17 protein-coding genes are annotated in these 21672 nt (G+C 70.3%); 8 read left to right on the top strand and 9 right to left on the bottom strand.

Annotated elements, in window-relative coordinates:
* Window positions 1–103 precede the first annotated feature (103 nt).
* Window positions 104–2002: an alkyl/aryl-sulfatase gene (locus K377_RS03860; protein WP_111661700.1), complete on the top strand. Its 1899-nt coding sequence runs from the start codon at window positions 104–106 to the stop codon at window positions 2000–2002.
* A gap of 78 nt (window positions 2003–2080) precedes the next feature.
* Here K377_RS03860 and pyk read toward each other — a convergent pair whose 3' ends face one another.
* Both pyk and K377_RS03870 read right to left on the bottom strand, forming a co-directional pair.
* Window positions 2081–3517, bottom strand: a complete 1437-nt coding sequence (gene pyk / locus K377_RS03865) for a pyruvate kinase (protein ID WP_111661701.1) — start codon at window positions 3515–3517, stop codon at window positions 2081–2083.
* A 140-nt stretch (window positions 3518–3657) separates the two neighbouring features.
* Window positions 3658–4365 carry an SIMPL domain-containing protein gene (locus tag K377_RS03870; protein ID WP_111661702.1) on the bottom strand — a complete coding sequence of 236 codons (708 nt, stop codon included), beginning with the start codon at window positions 4363–4365 and terminating at the stop codon, window positions 3658–3660.
* 151 nt (window positions 4366–4516) lie between these two features.
* On the opposite strand from K377_RS03870, the gene K377_RS03875 reads away from it, so the two are divergent.
* Window positions 4517–6331: a bifunctional UDP-sugar hydrolase/5'-nucleotidase gene (locus tag K377_RS03875; RefSeq protein WP_111661703.1), complete on the top strand. Its 1815-nt coding sequence runs from the start codon at window positions 4517–4519 to the stop codon at window positions 6329–6331.
* Window positions 6332–6338: 7 nt separating this feature from the next.
* Here K377_RS03875 and K377_RS03880 read toward each other — a convergent pair whose 3' ends face one another.
* From K377_RS03880 to K377_RS03900, 5 genes are all read right to left on the bottom strand, one after another.
* A complete protein-coding gene (locus K377_RS03880; protein WP_111661704.1) occupies window positions 6339–7790 on the bottom strand; it encodes a lysine N(6)-hydroxylase/L-ornithine N(5)-oxygenase family protein in 1452 nt (483 codons plus the stop codon).
* A complete protein-coding gene (locus K377_RS03885) occupies window positions 7787–9172 on the bottom strand; it encodes an aminotransferase class V-fold PLP-dependent enzyme (protein ID WP_111661705.1) in 1386 nt (461 codons plus the stop codon). Before K377_RS03885 ends, K377_RS03880 begins: the two co-directional genes overlap by 4 nt.
* A 292-nt stretch (window positions 9173–9464) precedes the next feature.
* Window positions 9465–11990, bottom strand: coding sequence for an aminopeptidase N (gene pepN, locus K377_RS03890; protein ID WP_111662166.1), 2526 nt, complete (start codon window positions 11988–11990; stop codon window positions 9465–9467).
* Between the two features lie 68 nt (window positions 11991–12058).
* The gene (locus K377_RS03895) at window positions 12059–12415 is read right to left on the bottom strand and encodes a chorismate mutase (RefSeq protein ID WP_111661706.1); all 357 of its coding nucleotides are present in this window, start codon (window positions 12413–12415) and stop codon (window positions 12059–12061) included.
* 6 nt (window positions 12416–12421) lie between these two features.
* Window positions 12422–13309 (bottom strand): AraC family transcriptional regulator, encoded by an 888-nt coding sequence (locus tag K377_RS03900; RefSeq protein ID WP_111661707.1) that lies wholly within the window; start codon window positions 13307–13309, stop codon window positions 12422–12424.
* Window positions 13310–13481: 172 nt separating this feature from the next.
* On the opposite strand from K377_RS03900, the gene K377_RS03905 reads away from it, so the two are divergent.
* The gene (locus K377_RS03905; protein ID WP_111661708.1) at window positions 13482–15230 is read left to right on the top strand and encodes a beta-galactosidase; all 1749 of its coding nucleotides are present in this window, start codon (window positions 13482–13484) and stop codon (window positions 15228–15230) included.
* 174 nt (window positions 15231–15404) lie between these two features.
* Window positions 15405–16310: a hypothetical protein gene (locus tag K377_RS03910; RefSeq protein ID WP_111661709.1), complete on the top strand. Its 906-nt coding sequence runs from the start codon at window positions 15405–15407 to the stop codon at window positions 16308–16310.
* A 28-nt stretch (window positions 16311–16338) separates the two neighbouring features.
* On the opposite strand, the gene K377_RS03915 is transcribed toward K377_RS03910, so the two are convergent.
* Window positions 16339–17268, bottom strand: coding sequence for an SDR family oxidoreductase (locus K377_RS03915; protein ID WP_111661710.1), 930 nt, complete (start codon window positions 17266–17268; stop codon window positions 16339–16341).
* Window position 17269: 1 nt separating this feature from the next.
* Entirely contained in the window at window positions 17270–18019 is a 750-nt protein-coding gene (locus K377_RS03920) for an SDR family oxidoreductase (RefSeq protein ID WP_111661711.1), read from the bottom strand.
* Between the two features lie 86 nt (window positions 18020–18105).
* Here K377_RS03920 and K377_RS03925 point away from each other — a divergent pair, with 86 nt between their 5' ends.
* From K377_RS03925 to K377_RS03940, 4 genes are read left to right on the top strand one after another with little or no spacing between them, the layout of a single operon-like run.
* Window positions 18106–18891 carry an enoyl-CoA hydratase family protein gene (locus K377_RS03925; protein ID WP_111661712.1) on the top strand — a complete coding sequence of 262 codons (786 nt, stop codon included), beginning with the start codon at window positions 18106–18108 and terminating at the stop codon, window positions 18889–18891.
* A gap of 2 nt (window positions 18892–18893) precedes the next feature.
* Window positions 18894–19796, top strand: a complete 903-nt coding sequence (locus K377_RS03930; protein WP_111661713.1) for a CoA transferase subunit A — start codon at window positions 18894–18896, stop codon at window positions 19794–19796.
* Entirely contained in the window at window positions 19793–20560 is a 768-nt protein-coding gene (locus K377_RS03935) for a CoA-transferase subunit beta (protein WP_111661714.1), read from the top strand. Before K377_RS03930 ends, K377_RS03935 begins: the two co-directional genes overlap by 4 nt.
* A complete protein-coding gene (locus K377_RS03940; RefSeq protein WP_202454999.1) occupies window positions 20557–21642 on the top strand; it encodes a nitronate monooxygenase family protein in 1086 nt (361 codons plus the stop codon). The genes K377_RS03935 and K377_RS03940 overlap by 4 nt, the downstream gene beginning before the upstream one ends.
* Window positions 21643–21672: the final 30 nt, after the last annotated feature.

A 21672-nucleotide genomic window follows, 5' to 3' on the forward strand; every position in this document is an offset into this window, starting at 1 on the left:
CCCCCTGGGACCCGCCCCAACATCCCGCTGAGACCTTGACCGGCGCCAGACCCTCCGACGATCTTCGGGACCACAGTCAGCCCCGCCGTCCGAAGAGGTACGTATGAGCCCGATCAACCGGCGCCGTTTCGTCGCGGCAGCGGCAGGCGCCGCCGCTGCTGCCATGGCCGTGAACCCCGAGTCGGCCGTCGCCGCGCAGCACCGCACACAAAACGACACCGGCGACTTCGAGGCCGCCGACAAAGGATTCATCGCGGCGCTGAAGCCGGGGGTCGTGAAGAACGCGGACGGCAAAGTGGTGTGGGACAACGACGCCTACGCCTTCCTGAAGAAGGAGGCGCCGGAGACCGCGAACAAGAGTCTGTGGCGGCAGTCCCAACTGGCGAGCAGGCAGGGCCTGTACAAGGTGACGGACCGGATCTATCAGGTGCGCGGGCTCGATCTCTCCAACATGACGATCGTGGAGGGTGACACCGGGATCATCGTGATCGATCCGCTGATCTCGGCGGAGACGGCAGCAGCGGCGCTGAAGCTCTATCGGGCCCATCGGGGTGAGCGGAAGGTGACCGCTCTCATCTACACCCATCCCCATGTCGATCATTTCGGTGGTGCGTACGGGGTGCTGCCGGAGGGGGCCGGGGATGTTCCCGTGGTGGCGCCGGAAGGGTTCCTGGAGCACGCCGTGTCGGAGAACGTGTACGCGGGGACGGCGATGAACCGTCGTTCGGCGTACATGTACGGCGCGCATCTGCCGAGGTCGGCGAAGGGGCAGATCGGGTGCGGGCTCGGGCAGAGCGTGTCGTTGGGGACGGTGGGGTTGATTCCGCCGACGAAGAGCATCGCGCGGACGGGGCAGGTGGAGACGTTCGACGGGGTGGCGGTGGAGTTTCAGATGACGCCGGGGACGGAGGCTCCGGCGGAGATGAACTTCGTCTTCCCCGGTCTGCGGGCGGTGTGCATGGCGGAGAACGCGACGCACACGATGCACAACATCATCACGCTGCGGGGTGCGCAGGTGCGGGACGCGCGGGAGTGGGCGCGGTATCTGAACGAGTCGGTCGAGTTGTTCGCGGGGCGGGTGGATGTGGCGTTCGCGTCGCATCACTGGCCGACGTGGGGTGGTGAGGAGATCGGTGAACTGCTGGCGTCGCAGCGGGACTTGTATGCGTACATGCATGATCAGACGTTGCGGATGATCAATGTGGGGATGACGGGCAGGGAGATCGCGGAGGCGATCGAGTTGCCGCCGGCGCTGGATGTGTGGGCGAACCGCGGTTACTACGGGTCGCTCTCGCACAACGTGAAGGGCATCTATCAGCGGTACATGGGCTGGTTCGACGCGAACCCGGCGCATCTCTGGGAGCATCCGCCGGTCGATGAGGCGAAGCGGTATGTGAAGGCGTTGGGGGGTCGTTCGGCGGCGATCGCGAAGGCGAAGGGGTTCGAGCGGGACGGGGATCTGCGGTTCGCGGCGACGTTGTTGAACCATGTGGTGTTCGCGGATCCGGGCAGCAGGGTGGCGAGGAGGGAACTGGCGCGGATTTATACGCGGTTGGGTTATGCGACCGAGAACGCGGTGTGGCGGAATTTCTATCTGACCGGGGCCCTGGAATTGACGGAGGGTGTGCGGACCGGTGAGTCGTCGACGGTGGGGCCGACGATGATGATGGCGTTGAGTATCGACCAGTTGATCGACTCGGTGGCGATTCGGATCAATGGTCCGAAGGCGTGGGATCTGAGGGTCCGGATGGACTGGAGTTTTCCGTCGCTCGGTGTGGTGTATCACCTGACGGTGCGGAACGGGGTGTTGACGTACCGGAGCGATGAGAAGGCTGATGCGGATGCCGGTGTGGCGCTGTCGATGACCAAGGTGCAGTTGCTCGGGTTGCTGGGTGGCAAGGGGCTCGGTGACATCGAGGTGTCGGGGGACGCGTCGCTCTTGCAGAAGGTGCTGGCGGTCGTGGAGAAGCCGGATCCGAGTTTCGCGATCGTGACGCCGTAGCGGGGCAGTGCGACACAGGCGGAGGGCCGCCCCCTGGTGTTTTCCGGGGGCGGCCCTCAACCACGTACAGCCTTCTGCCTACTTGGGGCTGTCGTCCTCGCCGATGTGGTGGACGCGGACCATGTTGGTGGAGCCGGAGACGCCGGGCGGGGAGCCGGCGGTGATGACGACGATGTCGCCCTTCTGGCAGCGTCCGATCCTGAGGAGTTGGTCGTCGACCTGGGCGACCATGGCGTCGGTGGAGTCGACGTGGGGGCCGAGGAAGGTTTCGACGCCCCAGGTGAGGTTGAGCTGGGAGCGGGTCGCCGGGACCGGGGTGAAGGCGAGGAGCGGGATCGGTGAGCGGTAGCGGGAGAGGCGCTTGACGGTGTCGCCGGACTGGGTGAAGGCGACGAGGAACTTGGCGCCGAGGAAGTCGCCCATCTCGGCGGCGGCGCGGGCGACGGCGCCGCCCTGGGTGCGGGGTTTGTTGCGGTCGGTGAGGGGCGGGAGGCCCTTGGCGAGGATGTCTTCCTCGGCCGCTTCGACGATGCGGGCCATGGTCTTGACGGTCTCGATGGCGTATTTGCCGACGCTGGTCTCGCCGGAGAGCATGACGGCGTCGGTGCCGTCGATGACGGCGTTGGCGACGTCGCTGGCTTCGGCGCGGGTGGGGCGGGAGTTGTCGATCATCGAGTCGAGCATCTGGGTGGCGACGATGACCGGCTTGGCGTTGCGCTTGGCGAGCTTGATGGCGCGCTTCTGGACGATCGGGACCTGTTCGAGGGGCATTTCGACGCCGAGGTCGCCGCGGGCGACCATGATGCCGTCGAAGGCGGCGACGATGTCCTCGATGTTCTCGACGGCCTGGGGTTTTTCGACCTTGGCGATGACGGGGAGGTGGCGGCCTTCCTCGGTCATGATGCGGTGGACGTCCTCGATGTCGCGGCCGCTGCGGACGAAGGAGAGGGCGATGATGTCGGCGCCGGTGCGCAGGGCCCAGCGGAGGTCTGCTTCGTCCTTGTCGCTGAGGGCGGGGACGGAGACGGCGACGCCGGGGAGGTTGAGGCCCTTGTGGTCGGAGACCATGCCGCCTTCGACGACGGTGGTGTGGACGCGGGGGCCGTCGACGCGGGTGACTTCGAGGCTGACTTTGCCGTCGTCGACGAGGATGCGTTCGCCGGGGGTGACGTCGTCGGCGAGGCCGCTGTAGGTGGTGCCGCAGATCTGGCGGTCGCCTTGGGTGTCGTGTTCGACGGTGATGGTGAACTCGTCTCCGCGTTCAAGGAGTACGGGTCCTTCGTGGAAGCGGCCGAGGCGGATCTTCGGGCCTTGAAGGTCGGCGAGGACGCCGACGCTGCGGCCGGTCTCGTCGGAGGCCTTTCGCACGCGCTGGTAGCGCTCCTCGTGTTCGGCGTAGGTGCCGTGGCTGAGGTTGAGGCGGGCTACGTCCATTCCGGCTTCTACGAGTGCTTTGATCTGCTCGTACGAGTCGGTGGCGGGGCCCAAGGTACAGACGATCTTTGCTCGGCGCATGATTCGAGCCTAGGCCCTACCGGTGGGTAGGTAATTGGATGGGTATGACTACTCAACGTCTTTTGCGTGAAGGGCTATTGACAAGCGTCATTATGTTTTGAATTTGGGCGGCGTGCTGCTCTGATGAGCATTTCGGCGGCTCATTGCAGGTGGGGCGGGTGAAGGGTGAAGCGGGCGTTGACGGTGGCGTGGATGTGCTGGCGCTCGGGTTCGAGGTCGAGGGCGGGTGCGGGGGTGTCGTCGACGGGGCCGCGGGCCATGGCGGCGCGGGGCATGCCGTAGGACATGGGGTGGTGGGTGTCCTCGGTGCCGGTGTCGGCGAGTTCGACGAGGGCGGCGAGGGTGGTGCCGAGTGCTTCGGCGTATTCGCGGGCGCGCTGGACGGCTTCGCGGACGGCTTGCTGGCGTGCGGTGGCGTGGATCGGCGAGGTGGGGCGCAGGGACCACCAGGGGCCGTCGACGCGGGTGAGTTCCTGGTCGGCGAGTCGGGTGGTGAGTTCGCCGAGTGCGGTGAAGTCGTTGAGGTGGGCGGTGAGGTGGACGCTGCCGTGGTGGGTGCGGATGCGTTCGCCGCGGCCGTGTTTGGTGAATTCGGGGGTGAGGGTGAAGGCGCCGGTGTCGAGTTTTTCGACGGCTTCTCCGTAGGTCTTGATGAGGTCGAGGGTGGTGGTGTTGCGGCGGGTGAGGTCGTCGACGGTGGTGCGGCGGTCGGTGCCGCGGGCGGTGACGGTGATGGTGATGCGGGCGAGTTCGGGGTCGGTTTCGAGGTGGGCTTCGCCGCGGACGGTGAGGTGGGGGGCTTCGGGTGTGCCGTGGGGAGCGTCGGGCCGCCGGTGGTTGTGGGTCATGGGTGTCACTTTGGCACTGTTCGTGGCGGGTGGTCGTGTTCGGCGGCAGGTCACCAGATAGAAACCTGCGGGGGCTGTTGCGGAGGGGCCCGTCTGGGCCAGAATCTACGCGCGTTGCCACTGAACGTCCGTGTAGGTACAGGAGCTTTCCATGCCGTTGAACCGCAGATCTTTCCTGGGCAGGACCGCCGCGACGGGTGCCGGTGCGGCGCTGGTCGGCGCGGTGGCCGCGCCGTCGGCGGAGGCCCACTCGGCCCCTTCCCACCGGCCGCCCAAGAAGCAGAAGCGGTACGCGTTCACGGTGCTGGGTACGACGGACCTGCACGGTCACGTCTTCAACTGGGACTACTACAAGGACGCCGCGTACACGGACGCGGCGGGCAACGCGCAGGGTCTGTCGCGGATCTCGACGCTGGTGAAGCGGATCCGTGAGGAGAAGGGCCGGCACAACACGCTGCTGATCGACGCCGGTGACACGATCCAGGGCACGCCGCTGACGTACTACTTCGCGCGGGTCGATCCGATCACGGCGAAGCACGGTCCGGTGCACCCGATGGCGCAGGCGATGAACGCGATCGGGTATGACGCGGCGGCGCTCGGCAATCACGAGTTCAACTACGGCATCGACACGCTGCGCAAGTTCGAGTCGCAGCTCCACTTCCCGCTGCTGGGTGCGAACGCGGTGGACGCGAAGACGGAGAAGCCGGCCTTCCAGCCGTACGTGATCAAGAGGATGCGTACTCCGCACGGCCGGGATGTGAAGGTGGCGATCCTGGGGCTGACGAACCCGGGTATCGCGATCTGGGACAAGGCGTATGTGCAGGGTGTGCTGAAGTTCCCGGGGCTTGAGGAGCAGGCGGCGAAGTGGGTGCCGAAGCTGCGGTCGATGGGTGCGGACGTCGTGATCATCTCGGCGCACTCGGGTGCGTCGGGCACGTCGTCGTGGGGTGACCAGTTGCCGTACGTGGAGAACGCGGCGGCGAGTGTGGCGGCGAAGGTGCCGGGGATCGACGCGATTCTGGTGGGGCACGCGCATGTGGAGATCGCGCAGCAGTTGGTGACGAACGAGAAGACGGGGAAGACGGTCGTTCTGGCGGAGCCGCTGTGTTATGCGGAGCGGCTGGCGCAGTTCGATTTCGAGCTGGTGTGGGAGAAGGGCGGCTGGTCGGTCGAGTCGGTGTCGTCGAAGCTGCTGAACTCGAACGCGGTGGCGGACGATCCGAAGATCACGAAGCTGCTGAAGGCGGACCACGACCTGGTGGTGAAGTATGTGAACCAGGTGGTGGGGCAGGCGACGACGACGCTGACGACGGAGGACGCGCGGTACAAGGACGCGCCGATCATCGATCTGATCAACAAGGTGCAGGCCGATGTGGTGACGGAGGCGCTGAAGTCGACGAGTTACGCGTCGCTGCCGGTGCTGTCGCAGGCGTCGCCGTTCTCGCGTACGTCGGAGATCCCGGCCGGGGATGTGACGATCCGGGATCTGTCGAGCCTGTATGTGTACGACAACACGCTGGTGGCGAAGTTGATGACGGGTGCGCAGGTGCGGGCGTACCTGGAGTACTCGGCGGAGTATTTCGTGCAGACGGCGGCGGGTGCCGCGGTCGATGTGGAGAAGCTGACGAACGCGAACAACCGGCCGGACTACAACTACGACTATGTGTCGGGGGTTTCGTACGACATCGACATCGCGCAGGCGGCCGGTTCGCGGATCAAGAACCTGAAGTTCAACGGCGCGGATCTGGATGACTCGGCGCAGTTCGTGTTCGCGGTGAACAACTACCGGGCGAACGGTGGTGGGGCGTTCCCGGGGGTGGCGACGGCGCAGGAGGTGTGGTCGGAGTCGATCGAGATCCGTACGCGGATCGCGGAGTGGGTGACGGCGAAGGGCGTCCTCGACCCGGCCGAGTTCGCTTCGGTGGACTGGAGGTTGACGCGGGACGGGACGCCGGTGTTCTCGTAGACAGGCCCTAGCCCTGGAGTTTGACCATGGTGCCGCGCTCTCCTGCCTGGTTCGGTACGGGCCGGGGGGCGCGGGGGTCGCGGGTGTCGTGGGCGAGGAGGCCGAAGCTGGTGAAGGCGGTGCGCTGCGGCTGCGGGTAGGGGTCCTTGCCGGTGAGGGTGTTGAGGATGGTGGCGCTGCGCCAGGCGGCGAGGCCGAGGTCGGGGGCGCCGACGCCGTGGGTGTGGCGTTCGGCGTTCTGTACGTAGACGTGGCAGCCGGTGGAGGTGACGGAGTCGTCGAGGACGAGGCGGAAGCTTTCGTCGATGCGGGGGCGTTCGGCGGAGTCGCGGCGGATGTAGGGGTCGAGTCCGGCGAGGAGTTGGCCGAGGGGGCGTTCCTGGTAGCCGGTGGCGAGGACGACGGCGTCGGTGGTGAGGCGGGAGCGGGTGCCCTGTTGGCGGTGTTCGAGGTGGAGTTCGACCTTGGTGGTGGCGACGCGTCCTGCGGTGCGGACGCTGACGCCGGGGGTGAGGGTGGCGTCGGGCCAGCCGCCGTGGAGGGTGCGCTGGTAGAGCTCTTCGTGGATGGCGGCGATGGTGTCGGCGTCGATGCCCTTGTGGAGCTGCCATTGGTCGGGGACGAGGCGGTCGCGTTCGCGTTCGGGGAGGGCGTGGAAGTAGCGGGAGTAGTCGGGGGTGAAGTGTTCGAGGCCGAGTTTGCTGTATTCCATGGGCGCGAAGGCTTCGGTGCGGGCGAGCCAGTGGATCTTCTCGTGGCCGGCGGGGCGGTTCCTGAGGAGGTCGAGGAAGATCTCGGCGCCTGACTGGCCGCTGCCGATGACGGTGATGTGGTCGGCGGCGAGGAGGCTGTCGCGGTGGGTGAGGTAGTCGGCGGAGTGGATGACGGGGACGCCGGGGGCTTCGGTGAGGGGTTTGAGGGGTTCGGGGACGTAGGGCTCGGTGCCGACGCCGAGGGCGACGTTCTTGGTGTAGGTGCGGCCGAGGGCTTCGGCTTCTCCGTCGGCGTCGAGCTGGGTGAAGTCGACTTCGAAGAGGTTGCGTTCGGGGTTCCAGCGGACGGCGTCGACCTGGTGGGAGAAGTGCAGTCCGGGGAGGTTCTCGCTGACCCAGCGGCAGTAGGCGTCGTATTCGGCGCGCTGGATGTGGAAGCGCTCGGCGAAGTAGAAGGGGAACAGGCGCTCGCGGGTCTTGAGGTAGTTGAGGAACGTCCACTGGCTGGTGGGGTCGGCGAGGGTCACCAGGTCGGCGAGGAAGGGGACTTGGAGGGTGGCGCCGTCGATGAGGAGGCCGGGGTGCCAGTGGAAGGCGGGGCGTTGTTCGAAGAAGGCGGTGTCGAGTTCGGTGAGGGGGTTGGCGAGGGCGGCGAGGGAGAGGTTGAAGGGGCCGATGCCGATGCCGACGATGTCGCGGGGTGCTTCGGTGGGCGGGGCGGGGTGCGGGGTGGGCTCGGCGCTCATCGGGGGGTGTGTCCTTCCACCAGTTTCAGCAGTGCGGTGAGGTCGTCGGGGGTGGTGTGCGGGTTGAGCAGGGTGGCTTTGAGGTAGAGCTGTCCGTCCATGCGGGCGCGGCCGAGGACGGCGCGGCCTTCGGTGAGGAGGGTGCGGCGGGTGGTGGCGAGTTGTTCGTCGGTGGCGCCGGTGGGGCGGAAGAGGACGGTGGAGAGGGTGGGGGTGTCGTAGAGCTCCAGGTCGGGGTGGGTGTCGACGAGGTGCGCCAGGTGGTGGGCGAGGGTGATGACGTGGTCGACGAGGGCGCCGATGCCGGTGCGGCCGAGGGCTTTGAGGGTGACGGCCGTTTTGAGGATGTCGGGGCGGCGGGTGGTGCGCAGGGAGCGGCCGAGGAGGTCGGGCAGTCCGGCTTCGGTGTCGTCGTCGGCGTTGAGGTAGTCGGCGGTGTGGGTGAGGGCGCGCAGGTCGTCGGCGTCGCGGACGGCGAGGAGTCCTGCGGCGACGGGTTGCCAGCCGAGTTTGTGCAGGTCGAGGGTGGTGGTGTGGGCGCGGTCGAGGCCGTGGAGGAGGGGGGCGTGGCGGGTGCTGAAGAGGAGTCCTGCTCCGTAGGCGGCGTCGATGTGGAGGCGGGCGCCGTGGTGGTCGCAGAGGTCGGCGATGTCGGTGAGGGGGTCGATGAGGCCGGCGTCGGTGGTGCCTGCGGTGGCGGCGACGAGTTTGGGGCCGGGGAGGTCGGTGAGGGCTTCGTCGAGGGCGGCGGGGTCGAGGGTGCCGGTGGGGGCGGGCAGGACGACGGGTTCGGGCAGGCCGAGGAGCCAGGTGGCGCGGGCGAGGCTGTGGTGGGCGTTCTGTCCGACGAGGAGTTGGACGGGTTCGGGGTGGGGGTTGGTCTCGCGGGCGAGGAGGACGGCGAGTTGGTTGGCTTCGGTGCCGCCGGTGGTGACGAGGGCGTCGGGGTGGGGGGCGTCGGGGTAGGTCTCGCGGGCGAGGGCGGTGGTGAGGGTGGCTTCGAGGGCGGAGGCGGCGGGTGCCTGGTCCCAGGAGTCCATGGAGGGGTTGAGGGCGCTGGCGGCGAGGTCGGCGGCTGCGGCGACGGCGAGCGGTGGGCAGTGCAGGTGGGCGGCGCAGAGCGGGTCGGCGGGGTCGGCGGCGCCTGCGGCGAGGGCGGTGACGAGGGTGCGCAGGGCTGCTTCGGCTCCGGTGCCGTCGTGGGGCAGGGGGTCGCCGGTGGCGGCGAGGAGTTGGGCGGTGACGTGGTCGGGTCCGCCGGCGGGGAGGGGGCCTGCCCGGTGGGTGGCGCCTTCGTGGAGGGCGTCGAGGACGGTGCTGAGCAGGGGCCGCAGGGCGGCGGGGCCGTGGGGGCCGCCGGCGAGGGGCGGGATGCTGCTCATGCGGGTCCTTCGCTGCGTCGGTGAACAGGTGCGCGCACGGATGTGTGTGCGGGACGGCCGAGTGGCCGTGGTCGATGTCAGCGTGGCGCGCTGGGTCCTGCGGCGTCCCTGGTACGAAGGAAGGGCACCCTAACGAGGGATGGGGTCTATGGCGTTGGAGAGTAGATGTGGTACGGCCGCGCGGGGCGGGTCGGGGACGTGAATCCGGGTGCGGGAACGGCCGCGCCCCCGGGTTTCCGCTCGTGGCGGGCCGGGGGCGTGGTCGTGGAGTTGTGTTGAAGGCGGTGTGTGCCTAGGAGATCTGGGGCTCCTGGGTGTCGCGGGCCTTCAGGACGCGTGCGAGGTCGTCGAGCTTGTCGGCGAGGCCGCGGCGCAGGGACGGGTTGGGGTTGCCGTCGGCGAGGCACTGTTCGCCGAGGCGGAGGGTGTCGGTGTCGATGGCGTGGTCGGGGAAGGCGTAGCGGCCGATGGCGGCGGCGATGGCGGGGCCGCGGCGGTCGGCGAGGGGGACGGCTTCGGTGAAGTAGCGGGGGACGTAGGAGCGCAGCAGGTCGGCCTGTTCGGGTTGCCAGAAGCCCTGGGCGGTGGCGGTGAACAGGTAGTTGGAGAGGTCGCGGTCGGGGTCGGTGGTGAAGAGGGCGTCCCAGGCGGCGGCCTTGGCCTGCGGGTCGGGCAGGGCGGCGTGGCAGCGGGCGGCGCCCTCCTGGCCGACGGCGCTGGGGTCGTGGGCGAGTTCGGCCTCGATGACGGCGTCGTCGACGGCGCCGAGGACGCTGAGCCGGCCGAGGATGCGCCAGCGCAGTTCGGGGTCGAGTTCGGGTCCGCCGGGGACGGCGCCGGAGTCGTACCAGTCGCGGATGACGTCGGCGTACTGGGCGGCGTCGATGAGGTGGCGGACGGCGGTGAGGCGCAGGCCGGGGTGGCTGCCGTCCTCGGTGCGGCGGATGAGGTCCTCGCACAGGGTGGTGATGAGGGTGAGGGCGGCGGGGCGGTCGGCGGGGGCGGTGCAGCGGTCGGCGACCTGGGTGTGGGCGAAGGTGAGGACGCCCTGGACGACGGCGAGGTCGGTCTCGGTCGGCAGGTGGTTCTTGGCGGCTGCCAGGTAGGCGGCGGGGGCCAGTTGGCCGTCGCGGACCATGTCGCGCAGGGTGTTCCAGACGACGGCGCGGGTGAGGGGGTCGGGGATGCCGGACAGGCCGCGCAGGGCGGCTTCCTGGGAGGCGGGGTCGAGGCGGACCTTGGCGTAGGTGAGGTCCTGGTCGTTGGGGACGATCAGGGCGGGGCGGGTGCCGGGGAAGGTGTGGGGTGCGCCGGGTACGTCGATGTCGACGCGGTCGCGCAGGGTGAAGGCGCGGCCGGCTTCGGGATCACGGTCGTAGAGGCCGACGGCGATGCGGTGCGGGCGGTTGCCCTGCTGGTCGACGGTGAGGGTCCAGCCGTCGCTGTCGTCGGCGCCGGTTGCGACGTGGCCGGTGAGGGTGTCGACGCCGGTGGTGCGCAGCCAGGTGTCGGCCCAGGCGTGGACGTCGCGGTCGGTGCCGGAGGCTCCCGAGGAGAGGGACTCGATGAAGTCGGCGAGGGTGGCGTTGCCGAACTTGTGGCGTTCGAAGTGGGTGTTGATGCCGGCGAGGAAGTCCTTCTCGCCGAGCCAGTTGACGAGCTGGCGCAGTGCGGAGGCGCCCTTGGCGTAGGAGATGCCGTCGAAGTTGAGGAGGGCGGAGGCGGTGTCGGGTACGTCCTCGGGGGCGACGGGGTGGGTGGAGGGGCGCTGGTCGGCGTCGTAGCCCCAGGCTTTGCGGGAGATGCCGAAGTCGACCCAGGTGTCCTTGAAGCGGGTGGCCTCGGTGAGGGTCTGGTAGCCCATGTACTCGGCGAACGACTCGTTCAGCCAGATGTCGTCCCACCACTTCAGGGTGACGAGGTCGCCGAACCACATGTGGGCCATCTCGTGGGCGATCACCATGGCGCGCAGCTGGCGTTCGGTGTCGGTGACGGCGGAGCGGTAGACGAACTCGTCGCGGAAGGTGACGAGTCCGGGGTTCTCCATCGCGCCGGCGTTGAACTCGGGGACGAATGCCTGGTCGTAGGAGTCGAAGGGGTAGGGCTCGTCGAACTTCTCGTGGTAGCGGTCGTAGCAGGCGCGCGTGACGTCGAGGATCTCGTCGGCGTCGGCGTCGAGGTGGGGCGCGAGCGAGCGGCGGCAGTGCAGGCCGAAGGGGAGTCCGCGGTGTTCGGTGCGGATGGAGTGCCAGGGGCCCGCGGCGACGGCGACGAGGTAGGTCGACAGGAGCGGGGTGGTGGTGGCGCGCCAGGTGCCGTCGCCGAGGTGTTCGGTGACGCCGTTGGCGAGGACGGTCCAGCCGTCGGGGGCGGTGACGGTGAGGTCGAAGACGGCCTTGAGGTCGGGCTGGTCGAAGGCGGCGAAGACGCGCTGGACGTCGTCCATGAACATCTGCGTGTAGAGGTACGTCTCGCCGTCGGTGGGGTCGGTGAAGCGGTGCATGCCCTCGCCGGTGTGCGAGTAGCGCATGGCGGTGTCGAGGACGATTTCGTGCTCGCCCTCGGTGAGGCCGGTCAGTGGCAGCCGGTTGTCGTCGAGGGCGGCGGGGTCGAGCGGCTGCCCGTCGAGGGTGACGGTGCGCAGCTCGGCCGGCTTGACCTCGACGAAGGTGTCTCCCGCGGTGCGTGCGGTGAAGCGGATCGCGGTGCGGGAGTCGAAGGTGTCGGGGCCGCGGGTCAGGTCGAGGTCCACGGTGTAGTGGTGGACGTCGATGAGCCGGGCTCGGGTCTGCGCTTCGTCGCGCGTCAGTACGGGCATGGGGGCCATGCTGCCGTACGCCTCCGGCGGTGCGCCCCGTAGGGGCGCGGGGCGCTGCCTCGGGCCCCTCAGCTGTGCGGATCGGGGCTCAGGTTCTCGGCGGCGATCTGCTCGTGGTGGCGGATGACCTCGCTGATGATGAAGTTGAGGAACTTCTCGGCGAAGGCGGGGTCGAGCTTGGCGTTCTCGGCGAGCTGGCGGAGCCGTTCGATCTGGCGGGCCTCGCGGGAGGGGTCGGCGGGCGGCAGCGCGTGCTCGGCCTTGAGGTGGCCGACCTGCTGGGTGCATTTGAAGCGCTCGGCGAGCATGTGGACGACGGCGGCGTCGATGTTGTCGATGCTGTCGCGGAGCCGGCCGAGTTCGGCGCGGACGGCGGGGTCGACTGCGGGCTGAGCCGGGTCCGGCTGGGGGGTGCTGGTGGTCATGACGGATCAGCCTACGTGGAGCATGGGCGGGTCGTCGGGGTCGGGGATCTTGTCCGACCAGCCGCCGGGGACGGCGCGGCCCTGCTGTTCGCGGAAGCGGACGGGGGCGGTGCCGACGCGGCGGGTGAAGAGGCGGGAGAAGTAGGCGGGGTCGTCGTAGCCGACGCGGCGGGCGACGGCGGCGACGGGGAGTTCGGTGGCGGCGAGGAGTTCCTTGGCGCGGCCGAGGCGGATGCCGAGGAGGTAGTCCTTGGGGCTGCAGCCGGCGCCTCTGCGGACGGCGGTGCGCAGTTCGGCGGGGGTCATGCCGTGCCGGGCGGCGTGTTCGGCGACGGACAGGGGCTGGAAGGCGTCGCGGGCGAGTGCCTGGAGGACGGGGTCGCCGTCGGGGGCCGTGTCGGCGCGGGCGCGGCGCAGGGCGACGAGGAGTTCGTGGACGGCGGCGCCGGTCTCGACCTCCAGGAGGGGGTTGCCGCGGCGGGCTGCGCGGGCGATGCGGCCGACGGCGGCGCGGGCCGGGGCGGCGTCGGAGAGGGGGACGAGGGGCCGGTCGGGTTCGATGTAGCCGAGTTCGGTGTATGTGGCCGTGGCGGGTCCGGTGAAATCGACGAAGCACTCGTCCCAGCCGGTGCCGGGGTCGGCGCCGTAGTGGTGGGGGCGGCCGGGGGTGAGCCAGATGAGGGCGGGTGCGGTGAGGGGGGTGCGGCGGCCGTCGGGGTCCTGGAGCCAGCCGCTGCCGGCGGTGACGACGACGGCGACGTGGTGGTCGAGGGTGCGGGGGCCGACGCTGGGCAGCAGGCCGTGCTGGAGTCCGACGCCGAGGCAGACGAGGCCGAGGCGGTGGTGGACGGGGCTGGGCGTGAAGTAGCGCATCCAGGTGTGGTAGGCGGACATGTGCCCCTCCTGTGGTGTTCTGCGGTGTGCGCGGCTTCCCGTCCCGTGCGTGCCCGTCCGTGCTTTCGGCGGTCCAACAACAGCCGATCTTTGTCCATGGACCCGGTGGTCCGCCAGAGGTGACAGTGACGGCCGGTGGGTGAGACGCCCGCAGGCGGAGAGGGAGCACGTGATGGCCGAGTTCAGGGTGGGCGAGGACGATTTCGAGGTGGACGGCCGGCCGGTGCGTCTGCTGTCGGGCGCGCTGCACTACTTCCGGGTGCACGAGGAGCAGTGGGCGCACCGGCTGGGGATGCTGCGGGCGCTGGGCCTGAACTGTGTGGAGACGTATGTCCCGTGGAATCTGCACGAGCCGCGTCCGGGTGGGTTCGACGATGTGGCGGCGGTGGGGCGGTTCCTGGACGCGGCGCGGGAGGCGGGTCTGTGGGTGATCGTCCGGCCCGGTCCGTACATCTGTGCCGAGTGGGAGAACGGTGGGTTGCCGCACTGGCTGACCGGGCCGCTCGGTTCGCGGATCCGGACGCGGGATGCGGAGTTCCTGGCGGCTGTGGAGCGCTGGTTCCGGGTGCTGCTGCCGTTGGTGGTGGAGCGGCAGGTCGACCGGGGCGGGCCGGTGATCATGGTGCAGGTGGAGAACGAGTACGGCAGCTACGGTTCCGACGCCTCCTACCTGCGCTCTCTCGCCGACCTTCTGGTCGAGCTGGGGGTGGGCGTGCCGCTGTTCACGTCGGACGGGCCGGACGAGCACATGCAGTCGGGTGGTTCGATTCCGGGCATTCTGGCGACGGCGAATTTCGGCTCGCGTGCGCGGGAGGGTTTCGCGACGCTGCGCAGGCACCGGCCGAAGGGGCCGTTGATGTGTGCGGAGTTCTGGTGCGGGTGGTTCGACCACTGGGGCGCGGAGCACACGACGCGGGACGCGCGGGACGCGGCGCGGACGCTGGAGGAGATCCTGGCGTGCGGAGCGTCGGTGAACCTGTACATGGCGCACGGCGGGACGAGTTTCGGCGGCTGGGCGGGGTCGAACCGGGGTGGTGGCGCCCTGCACGTCGGCCCGCTGGAGGCCGATGTCACGTCGTACGACTATGACGCCCCGATCGACGAGTTCGGCCGCCCGACCGAGAAGTTCTGGCTGTTCCGGGAGATCCTCGGCCGGTTCGCGGACGGGCCGCTGCCCGAGGTGCCGGAGCAGCCGGCCGTGCTGGCGGCGCCCGTCTCGGCCGAGCTGTCGTCGTTCACGCCGCTCGACGGGGTGCTGGACGCGCTGGGCGGGCCGGAGGCGGAGCACGCCGTGCCCCCGTCGTTCGAGGAACTGGACGTGGATCGCGGGCTGGTGCGGTACGCGGTGACGGTGCCGGGGCGGCGCGGGGCGTACGAGCTGCGGGCGCGGGGGCTGCGCGATCTCGCGGTCGTGTACGTGGACGGGGAGCGGGCCGGTGTTCTCACCGAGGAGGAGCCGGTGCTCGCCGCGCCGGTGTCCGGGGACGCGCGCGTGGAGCTGTGGGCGGAGTCGCTGGGCCGGGTCAACTACGGGCCGCGCCTGGGTGAGCCGAAGGGCGTCACGGGCGGCCTGATGCACGAACGGCAGTTCCTGCACGGGGTGCGGGCGCGGGGGCTGCGGCTCGACGCGTTCACCGCGGGCGCGGTGGCGGGGTTGCCGGACTCGGTGCCGGAGGCCGGTGCGCGGGGTCTGTACCGGGGTGTGTTCGAGGTGTCCGGCGCCGGGGACGCCGCGCTCGAACTGCCCGGATGGACGCGGGGGTTCGTGTGGGTGAACGGCTTCTGCCTCGGCCGGTACTGGTCGGCGGGCCCGCAGAAGTCGCTGTACGTTCCCGGCCCGGTGCTCCGCGAGGGCCCGAACGAGGTGTGGCTCCTGGAACTGGACCGGTCCGCCGACGAGGCCCGGGTCCGCTTGGCGTAGCGGCTGCCCCTGGACGAGCGGAGCTCGTTCCAGGGGCCCGGGGAGCTGTGCGAGAAGCCCCACCGGCCCGCGGCCGCACACCCATGGAACCCGGCAGACGAAGAGGCGCGCGCCGCCGTACCCTGAGAATGCCGGGCCCGGGCACGGGCCCCGGAGGCGCCAGGGGGTGCTCACGTGGCGAACGGCGGCCCGGTGATTCACGGCTACCCGCACCTGGAGACCGTACGGTCGGCGATCACCGCCCTGTACAAGCGCCTCTCCTACGACACCGTGCACACCTTCGGGACGAGCATCGCCCCGGCGGACGTGGCCTTCTGCGACCAGGACGATCTGCACATGGGCGCGCAGCGGGTGGCGCACGAACTGGTGCGGCACTACCACCTGCCGGACGCCCGGATGATCGTGAGCTTCCGCGAGATGGAGCACGCGGCGAGTGTGGAACTGGCCGCGGGCCCGGAGTACTTCATCGAGCTGAACGACCGCTTCCGCACGCACCGCAGGGACATCGGAGCGGCGCTGGCGCACGAGATCATGCATGTGTATCTGCACCGGCTGGACCTGTCGTTCCCGGGGACGCGGGACAACGAGATCCTCACCGACGTCGCCGCGACCTATCTGGGCGCGGGCTGGCTGCTGCTCGACGCCTACCGGGAGGACGCGGCGTCGTCGCAGAAGCTGGGTTACCTGACGCCGGAGGAGTTCGGGTACGTGCTGGCGAAGCGGTCGCTGGCGTTCGGCGAGGCCCCGGAGACCTGGTTCACCAGCCCGCAGGCGTACACGGCGTACACCAAGGGTCTGGCGCAGGCCCGCCTCGACGAGCAGCAGCCACCGCTGACGGCCGCGGGCTGGGCGGGCCGGCGACGGTACGCCAAGGACCGCCGCTACGCACAGGACCACGGGGCGCGGGGTCCGGCGCCCGCGGGCCCCTACGTGTTCTCGGCGGACGGGTCGCGGGGCCGCGACGGGCTGCGGGTGGCGTTCCCGTGCCCGACCTGTCATCAGCGGATCCGGGTCCCGGTCCGGGGCCGCGTCCGGGCCCGGTGCGGTCTGTGCCGGACGGTCCTGGAGTGCGACACGTGACGGACGGGGTGAACGCGGCGCTCGATTCTCAGGCCCCGTACACCGCCCCTGGTGCACCGGCTCGCCCCAGCAGCTCACGTGCCGCCTCCCCCGCGTCCGTCGGTGTCCATCGCTCCCCCTTGTCGATCGTCGGCCCGGGCCGCCAGCCCTCCATGACGGTGATGCGTCCGGCCTCCACCTCGAAGACCCGCCCCGTCACCCCGTCGCAGGCCGCTCCGGAACCGAGCCACACCACGAGCGGTGACACGTTCTCCGGGGCCATCGCGTCGAACGCCCCTTCGCCGGGCGCGGCCATCGTCTCGGCGAACGTGGCCTCCGTCATCCGGGTCCGCGCGGCCGGCGCTATCGCGTTGACCTGCACGCCGTAGCGCCCCATCTCCGCGGCGGCGACGAGGGTCAGTCCCAGGATCCCCGCCTTGGCCGCGCTGTAGTTGCCCTGCCCCACCGAGCCCAACAGGCCCGCTCCGGAAGAGGTGTTGACGACGCGTGCCGCCGGGGTCCGGCCCGCCTTCGCCTCCGCCCTCCAGTGGGCGGCGGCGTGCTGGAGCGGCAGGAAGTGCCCCTTGAGATGGACCCGCATCACGGCGTCCCAGTCGTCCTCCGCGAGGTTCACCAGCATCCGGTCCCGCAGGAACCCGGCATTGTTCACCAGGGTGTCCAGGCGTCCGAACCCGTCGACGGCCGCCGCGACCAGGGAGGCGGCACCCTCCGATGTCGCTATGTCGCCGCCGTGCGCCAGCGCCTGGCCGCCCGCGGCCCGTATCTCCTCGACGACCTGGACGGCGGGGCTGTCGGACGCGGGGGCTCCGTCGAGTCCCACGCCCAGGTCGTTCACGACGACCTTCGCCCCCTCCGCCGCGAAGGCGAGGGCGTGTGCGCGGCCGAGGCCCCGCCCCGCTCCGGTCACCGCGACCACTCGTCCCGCGCACAGCCCCGCGCCGTCACCCGTGTCCGTCATCTCAGGCCTCCTTGTTGACCGTTGCGGCATCCAGAAACGCGGGGCGTTCCCCGCCACCGTGCACGAGCAGGCTCGAACCGGTGATGTACGAGGCCGCGTCCGACGCGAGGAACACGGCCGCCTCCCCTATCTCGCTCGGCTCGGCGAGCCGGCCGAGCGGCACGGTGGCGCCGACGGCGGCGATGCCGTCCTCGTCTCCGTAGTGCAGCGCGGAGAGTTCGGTGCGCACCATGCCGAGCACCAGCGTGTTCACCCGTATCCGCGGGGCCCATTCCACGGCCATGGTCCGCGCCAGGTTGTCCAGGCCGGCCTTCGCGGCGCCGTAGGCCGCTGTGCCGGGCGACGGGCGGGTGCCGCTGACGCTGCCGATCATCACGATGGATCCGCGCGCGGCCGCGAGCTGCTCGCGGGCCGCCAGCGAGACGGTCAGCGGTGCCGTCAGGTTCAGCTCGATCACCCGCACGTGCCGCTCGGCGTCGCTTTCGCCGAGCAGGCGGTACGGGGTCCCGCCCGCGTTGTTGACCAGGACGTCCACCCGGTCGAGCCGGGCGAACATCTCGTGCACGGCCGTGCCGTCCCGCAGGTCGACGGGCATGAACTCGCAGCCGTCCAGGGGTGCTTCGGGTGGTCTTCTGGCACAGACCACGACGCGCGCTCCGGCCCGCGCGAAGGCCGCCGCGATCCCGGCACCCACTCCCCTCGTGCCGCCCGTCACGACCGCTGTCCGCCCGCTCAGATCCGTCCCGCTCATCCCCGCACCCATTCCCTGGACTCCCGCCGGCTGCTACCGTCATCCTCGTACCAAACAAACGTTAGGTGGAAAGCGAGCTGAGCGCCATGGGTGTCTCCACCTCCTCACCCGAAAAGGGGATCGCGGTCGTCACGGTCGACTTCCCTCCGGTCAACGCGCTGCCGGTGCGCGGTTGGTACGACCTGGCGGACGCGGTGACCGCCGCGGGCCGCGACCCGGGCATCAACTGCGTGGTGCTCACCGCCGCGGAGCACAGCCGTGGGTTCAGCGCGGGCGTGGACATCAAGGAGATGCAGCGCGAGACGGCCGCCGCGTCCGGCGGGCCGGGGGGCCACACCGCGCTGATCGGTGCGAACCGCGGCTGCTACGAGGCGTTCTCGGCGGTGTACCGGTGCGAGGTCCCGGTGATCGCGGCGGTCGCCGGGTTCTGCCTGGGCGGCGGCATCGGACTGGTGGGGAACGCGGACGCGATCGTGGCCGGCGACGACGCCACCTTCGGCCTCCCCGAGCTGGACCGCGGCGCGCTCGGCGCCGCCACCCATCTCTCCCGCCTGGTCCCCCAGCACTTGATGCGCGCGCTCTTCTACACCTCGCGCACCGTCACCGCGGCCGAACTGCACGCCCACGGCTCGGTGTGGAAGGTGGTGCCCAGAGCCGGCCTCCACCGGGCGGCGATGGAGCTGGCCCGTGAGATAGCCCGCAAGGACGGCTGTCTCATCCGGCTCGCGAAGGCCGCGCTCAACGGCATCGACCCCGTCGACGTCCACCGCAGCTACCGCTTCGAGCAGGGCTTCACCTTCGAGGCGAATCTCAGCGGGGTCGCCGACCGCGTACGCGACACGTTCGGACAGGCCGGACAGGAGAGCGACTGACCATGCCCGACACACCAAGTACAGGACAGGCACCGGACGCGGCGCCCGGTCCGGACAAGAGGATGTCGCCCGAGGAGGTCGTCGCCCGGCTGCGCAGCGGCATGACGATCGGCATCGGCGGCTGGGGCTCGCGCCGCAAGCCCATGGCGCTGGTGCGCGCCCTGCTGCGCAGCGACCTCACGGATCTGACCGTCGTCTCGTACGGCGGCCCCGATGTCGGGATGCTCGCCGCGGCGGGCCGGATCCGCAAGGTGATCGCCGCGTTCGTCACGCTCGACTCCGTCCCGCTGGAGCCCCACTTCCGGGCGGCGCGCCAGCGGGGTGCGTTCGAGCTGATGGAGGTCGACGAGGCGATGTTCATGTGGGGGCTGCACGCGGCGGCGAACCGGCTGCCGTTCCTGCCGGTCCGCGCGGGCCTCGGCTCGGACGTCATGCGGGTCAATCCGGCGCTGAGAACGGTCACTTCACCGTACGAGGACGGAGAGACGTTCGTCGCGATGCCCGCGCTGCGCCTGGACGCGGCGCTGGTCCACGTGAACCGCGCGGACCGTGCGGGAAACGGCCAGTACCTGGGCCCCGACCCGTACTTCGACGACCTCTTCTGCGAGGCGGCCGACACGGCGTACGTCTCGTGCGAGCGGATCGTCGACCCCGGGGACGGCTTCGGCAAGGACGTCGTACCGCAGTCGTTGCTGGTGAAGCGGCATGCGGTGACCGGTGTCGTCGAGGCGCCGAACGGTGCGCACTTCACGTCCTGCGCCCCCGACCACGACCGCGACGAGGCGTTCCAGAAGCTGTACGCGACGACGCCCTGGCCCGAATTCGCCGCCCGTTTCCTGCCGCGGGACGGCGACGAGAAGCAGTACTGGTCCGCCGTTCAGGCCTGGCACGAGGAGCAGAAGTGACCACGTCCGCAGCCACATCCGCAGCTGTCGTCACCCGGGCCGAGTACTGCGTGATCGCCTGCGCCGAGGCCTGGCGGGACAACGGGGAGGTGCTGGCCAGCCCCATGGGCCTGATCCCGTCGATCGGCGCCCGGCTGGCCAAACGGACCTTCTCGCCCGAGCTGATGCTCACCGACGGTGAGGCGATGCTGGTCGGTCTCGACGGCTCGCCGGAGGGCTGGCTCCCCTACCGCCAGCATCTGGCGATGGTCACCGGCGGCGACCGGCACGTCATGATGGGCGCGAGCCAGCTGGACCGGTTCGGCAATCAGAACATCTCGTGCATCGGCGACTGGAGCCGTCCCGACCGGCAGTTGCTCGGGGTGCGCGGAGCGCCCGTCAACACGCTGAACAATCCGGTGAGTTACTGGGTGGCGAAGCACAGCCCGCGTGTGTTCGTCGAGAAGGTCGACATGATCAGCGGGGTGGGTTACGACAGCGCGGCCGCCGCGGGCCCCTCGGCGACTCGCTACCACCGTCTGCCGCGCGTGGTCACGAATCTGGCGGTCCTCGACTTCGCGACGCCGGACCACGCGATGCGGCTGGCGTCCGTGCACCCGGGCGTCACGGTCGAGGAGGTGCGGGAGGCCACGGGGTTCGCGCTCGCCGTGCCGGAGGGCGGCGAGGTGCCGTTCACCCGGGAGCCGACCGCCGCGGAGCTGCGGCTGATCCGTGAGGTCATCGACCCGAAGAACACGCGTGAGCGCGAGGTCGGGTCCGGATGAGCGACGTCGGGTCCGCAGCGGCCGAGTTCACGATCCCTACGGCTTTCACGAAGCTCACTGGTGTCCGTCATCCCCTCGTCCAGACCGGGATGGGCTGGGTGGCGGGCCCCCGCCTGGTGTCCGCGGCGGCGAACGCGGGCGCGCTCGGCATCCTCGCCTCCGCGACCATGACGCTGGACCAACTCCGTTCCGCTGTAAAGGAGGTGAAGTCCCGCACCGACCGGCCCTTCGGGGTCAACCTGCGGGCCGACGCGGGAGACGCACGTGAGCGGGTCGCGGTGATCGTGGCCGAAGGGGTGAAGGTGGCCTCGTTCGCGCTCGCGCCGTCCCGTGAGCTGATCGCTGAGCTGAAGGACGCGGGAGTCGTCGTGATCCCCTCCATCGGGGCGCGCCGGCACGCCGAGAAGGTCGCCGCGTGGGGTGCGGACGCGGTGATCGTGCAGGGCGGTGAGGGCGGCGGGCACACCGGGGACGTGGCGACATCGGTGCTGCTGTCGCAGGTCGTGGACGCGGTCGACATACCGGTGGTCGGCGCGGGCGGTTTCCACGACGGGCGGGGGCTGGTCGCCGCGCTCGCCTACGGGGCGGCGGGGATCGCGATGGGCACGCGGTTCCTGCTCACCTCCGACTCCACCGTGCCGGACGCGGTGAAGGCGAGATATCTGGCGGCGGGCGTCAAGGACGTGACGGTGACGACGGCCGTGGACGGGCTGCCGCACCGCATGCTCCGTACCGAGCTGGTCGACTCCCTGGAGAACAGGGGACGTTCACGCGCGCTGCTGCACGCCGTCCGGCGTGCCGCCGCCTTCCGGAAGCTGTACGGTCTGACCTGGTCGCAGATGGTGCGGGACGGGCTCGCCATGAAGCACGGCAAGGACCTCGGCTGGAGCCAGGTCCTGCTCGCCGCGAACACCCCGATGCTTTTGAAGGCGTCCATGGTCGAGGGCCGCACCGACCTCGGTGTGATGGCGTCGGGTCAGGTCGCCGGGGTGATCGAGGACCTGCCGAGCTGCGCCGAGCTGGTGACCCGGGTGATGGCCGAGGCCCGGCAGACGCTCACCACCCTGCCGACGCCGGGGTGATGAGCGCAGTGCCGGACTGCTGAATGCCTG

It is taken from the genome of Streptomyces sp. PsTaAH-137 (assembly GCF_003259365.1).
In the GTDB taxonomy this organism is placed as follows: domain Bacteria; phylum Actinomycetota; class Actinomycetes; order Streptomycetales; family Streptomycetaceae; genus Streptomyces.